Below are 589 nucleotides of genomic sequence, written 5' to 3' on the forward strand. Positions count from 1 at the left end.
GCCTGCTCCAGCACATCCCCGAGCGGCCTTTCTACCTGTTGGCGACGGCGGCGCTGGGGCTGTCGGGACTCAAGCTGCTGTGGGACGCCGTGGCCGGATAGGCGGCGGGGGCGGGGTGTTCGAGCCAGCGCAGCAGGGTGATGAAGAGCTGATCCGGGTTGGCGGGCTTGGGGATGAAGTCGTCCATGCCGGCATCAAAGCAGGCCTTGCGGTCTTCGTCGAAGGTGTTGGCGGTCATCGCGACGATCGGCGCCCGGGCGCAGGGGCCGGGGCGGGCGCGGATGGTGCGCGTGGCGGTGAGGCCGTCCATGATCGGCATCTGGACGTCCATCAGGATCAGGTCGTAGGCGGTGTCGGTGGACATCCGCACGGCTTCGGCGCCGTCGGGGGCGAGATCGACCTGCAGGCCGAGCTCGGTGCGGAGCAGCTCGAGGCTGACCTCCTGGTTCACCCAGTCGTCTTCGACCAGCAGCAGGCGGCGGTGGCCGTGTTCGGTGCGCAGCCGCCGTTCGGCTTCCTCGGGGCTCGGGTCGGCCGTCGCGTGGCTGTCGCCTGCGCCGGGCAGCACGCCAACCCGCAGGGTGATCCA

General features: G+C 70.5%; 1 protein-coding gene. It reads right to left on the reverse strand.

The features are described 5' to 3' along the window. Positions 1-31: 31 nt before the first annotated feature. On the reverse strand, positions 32-589 hold a 558-nt coding region (locus tag L6Q67_RS24090), incomplete at its 5' end, for a response regulator (protein WP_296576218.1).

Origin of the sequence: Zoogloea sp., from assembly GCF_023150065.1 — a bacterium.
GTDB lineage: Bacteria > Pseudomonadota > Gammaproteobacteria > Burkholderiales > Rhodocyclaceae > Zoogloea.